Here is a 4,044-nt window from a genome sequence, read left to right on the forward strand (position 1 = left end):
ATCAGACTCCGGAGGCTGGTTAACCTGAAAGCTACTTCGATGAACATTGGGAAGTCATATCCTACGGCTTCCCTCAAAATCAATAGATCTTCCTAAAAATACTTCTCACGTTTCGGAAAAGCAAATTTGCTTCTTCCTCTCTGGTAACTTAGCAATATCTATTTATCTCATTCTTTATTCCGGTGTAATCACTCCAGATTTAGGATTACTGTATCTGGTGTAAAAAAATCTGTTACAGCTGTAACCCGTAATTTACAGGTGTAACGAAATGATCTGGAGGGGCAAAATCACTGAGCAGAATGAAAGTTAGTGCCGGACAAACCTAGCAAGCAAAAAAGGGACAGACTCAGAGAGCATCGACAGGTTGGACTAAGTCTGATGTTAAAGACATCTAAGAGTTTACTGCTAATACAAGGAGGCAGGTGCAGAGCAAAACAGATAAGAACAACAGTTTTTAGGTCTGGCTCGTTCTTGCCATTGATGATTCTGCTAATTGTTGTTGGATCTCTTCCAATGGTGTAAGCAAGTTCGTTCTGCTTTACGTTTCGCCAAACTAACAGTTGTTTTAAGCATTTAGTAGGGTCGTCTGTCATATCCCTTCGTATCTTAAGGGCTTCAGCCATGACATTTTTTCTGTGTTCGGTCTGTTTTTCCTTTGGTGCTGTTTTCAGTTCGTTATGAAAACTAACTTCAAAAGTTACATCACTTTCGTCACGATTAAGAAAACAAACAGTTTGGTAATCTTTGTTTATATTATTCTTGATTTTTAAATCAAATACCAAACAGCACTCATCCATATGGGCGAGGGCATAATCAGTGAGTTCAAGCCGTCCGTCAGCTGAGGTTTGAACATACTGAGGCGCATTGTAGACAAAATGGTTGTCAACGAATAGGTAGTCCCCATTTTCAGTTAGATTACGCAGTTCTTGGTTTTTAAACCTTTCCACTGCCGCATCATAGGCTGATATGGAGAATGTTTGGTTTGGTTTAAGGAGTCCCGGTTTAAAGCTATGTGCTTTAACGTAATGACCATCAACATATGTGTAGGCTCCAACAGCCTGGTGAAAGCCTAATTGAACGAGTCTGATTTTGGCGGATTGTCTTGAAACATTGAATTCTTGTGCAAGATTATCTATGACTTGCTCCATGACTTCAAACTCATACTTGGCACGGTTCAGCCGTTGGAGGTTTACAATATATTCCTTGGCTCTTGCCTTAAATGGTTCGGCGGGCATTTGAATTCTTGGGGCTAACTGGTTTGCTTGCCATTCTATGAATTTTAATTCTTCTTGGGCTTTCTGTTGTTCAGTCTTAGTAGCCACTTCACAGGTGATGCGAGAGACCTTTGAGTCAAAGAGTTTCTCTAGTAGAAATGCCTTTCTGTGCATAACCCAGTGAACACATTCGTGGATGATGGTGTTGTTTATTGAGCCATAACTTGAAAAGCAAAACCTATAAGGATCAACAACAATAGTCCGAGCACTTATGTGTGATGAACCATCACTGAATAGATCAGAGACATCAGCATCAGTGTCTTCAAAATAAATCTGACCAAATACAGAATCGCTTCGAATTACCTTTTGTTCTACCTTTAGGCCTAGTGTTTCAGCCAAAATAAAGGGATCAACTGTAACAGGAATTCCTCCCGATGCTCGTGATAAAGCGTTAGGATAGTACGATTTTAAGAATTCTGTTGCAATATCCTCTAATTGTTCTGAAGAAATGTATGGAACCAGGGAATCGGATAAACAGTTGGTAGGAGCATTCTTTTTGAAATATTGTACGATTTCATCAGTTTGGATCTCCCATTCCTTTATGTCTTTTGAGAGATCCCCTGTGCATGGGACACGAATCCATGGAGTACATGTGTCACTTTCGTCAAAATGATAATCTGCTTCCCTGACTTCTAATTCCAATTCGAGAATAACATCAAAGGCTATTTTCGTTCCTGGCAAATCATTTACATAGACTTTATTTATTCTTGTGTCCAACAGTTCTATTTCGCCGATTTCCTGAACTTTACGTAATTTAAGCTCTAGAGTATCTCCATGCTCATTGAGATACTCTGATGCCACGTTGCAAAGTTCATCGATAAAATTATTGTTTAAGAATTTTGTAAATGAATGGCCAAAAGCCATAGGTTATTCTCCTTATAATTTCTTCCCCGTTCTAAGAAGAGTTAAACAATTTTTGAAATAAATAATAGTTTCGAGTGTTCTAATATATCACAAGATTTCAAAAAAAAGATTGTGTGTCAATGATTAGAGATAAATCAGCTATTGATGATATAACAAATGTAACTAATCCTTTTTATAAAACCCGCACTCATACCCATCCGCTCTGAGTACCAGTCCCGGAATCCACTCAGGCGTTCTGCCCATCTGTTCACAAATCTTCTCTAACGATACCTTTTCGGAACATTCAATGATTAGTTCGTCATGAACGTGGCCGACGATGAAGCAGTGTTTCAGAGTTTGCATGGCATAGGCAAGAATGTCCCGGCTGACAGCCTGAACGATGTTTTCCACAAACTTAGGTCCGTAGCTCTCGATTCTGCTCCATTTCTTGGTTGCATCAATCCCCATATAGGTGACACTCTCGCCACCGAATTGGTTCATGCCGATACGGGGCTGAACGTAGGCAAGCTTTCTGCCAGAAGGTAGGGTGATGAACAACATGCCGTTTTTAACGGTGAATTCCAGACAGCCGACTTTCTCAGTGGTGTGTAACTGAACAGCTGTCTTTACCGCATTATCTATCTGCCACCAGAAAGAGACTATGTTCGGATTTGAATTTCTCCACATATTAACCAGCGGTTGCAGTTCATCCTCGGAAAGTCCCATATCTAGTGCTCCCATGGCTTTAAGGGCTCCGACAGATCCGCCGTAACCAAGGGCGAGTTCCGCTATTTTACCTTTCTGCCTTAAATGACTGTTGGCTCCGTGCTTTTCCACGGGAACATGGAACATCTGACTGGCGCTGGCACAGTAGATATCACCGCCATTGCGGAATACATCTGTACGCCACTGCTCTCCTGCCAGGTGACTCAAGACTCTTGCTTCAATGGCACTGAAGTCAGAAACGATAAACTTGTAACCGGGACGTGGGATGAAAGCTGTACGGATTAACTCTGACAGAACATTCGGAACAGAGTCATACAGCATATTCAGCATTTCATAGTCACCGGCTTTCACTAAATCACGTGCCTGTTCCAAATCTGACATATGATTCTGAGGTAGATTCTGGAGTTGAATCAGTCTTCCTGCCCAGCGTCCGGAACGGTTCGCTCCGTAAAAAAAGAACATGCCTCTACATCGACCGTCTGAACATACCGCGTTTTGCATCGCTTGATATTTCCGAACGGAACTCTTAGCCAGTTGCAATCGAAGGGATAGAACTTCTGCTAGATCTTCCGGTACGGTCTTGAGCATGGCAGTCACATCTTTCTTGCCGAGACTTTCGACTTCCATGCCTTTCTGCTCCAAATATTCTTTCATCTGAATTACTGAGTTAGGATTTGAAAGCCCCGTCTTTTTTTGCATGCGATCCATCAAATCAGTCTTGGTGAGTTCATCAATCCGTAGAGCTTCTCCTACCATGTTCTGATCGATCATAATGCCACGATCATTGATTTCTTGATCCAAGTGATATTCATCCCAGACGAAGTCTGGAACTGGATAGTTCTGCAGTCGCTCTTGGATCTGCTGTTCGACCTGCACATCTCTCGCATTGTATTTCTTGAAAAGATTCCATTTCTCCGGCGCGTGCTGTGGCAGGTTCCAAGTGCGGCCACCATTAGATTTTGTCGGTTTGCAGGGGCAACAGAAGTACTTGATCAGTTCTTTTCCTTCTTTCAGTTTCTGCTCTTCAAATCCCAGAACTGCTCCAACCTTCTCTAAAGAAAGCGGAAGCCCATTGTATGCAGCCCACACTAAAGCACATTTCCAAGAATACCTTTGTTCCGCACCCAATGACGACAATACGAATGGACAGTCCTTATGTGATAAGGAGTCTGTCCAATTATCAAATTAGAATTTTGCTATG

At 41.8% G+C, this 4,044-nt stretch carries 2 protein-coding genes; both read right to left on the minus strand.

From position 1 onward, the window contains the following. Window positions 1-287 precede the first annotated feature (287 nt). The gene (locus F557_RS18615) at window positions 288-2,138 is read right to left on the minus strand and encodes a helix-turn-helix domain-containing protein (RefSeq protein ID WP_019000806.1); all 1,851 of its coding nucleotides are present in this window, start codon (window positions 2,136-2,138) and stop codon (window positions 288-290) included. Window positions 2,139-2,300: 162 nt separating this feature from the next. Further along, a complete protein-coding gene (locus tag F557_RS0103155) occupies window positions 2,301-3,932 on the minus strand; it encodes a DNA polymerase (protein ID WP_245539380.1) in 1,632 nt (543 codons plus the stop codon). Between the last annotated feature and the right edge of the window lie 112 nt (window positions 3,933-4,044).

The sequence above is a fragment of the Succinimonas amylolytica DSM 2873 genome, from assembly GCF_000378405.1.
Lineage (GTDB): Bacteria > Pseudomonadota > Gammaproteobacteria > Enterobacterales > Succinivibrionaceae > Succinimonas > Succinimonas amylolytica.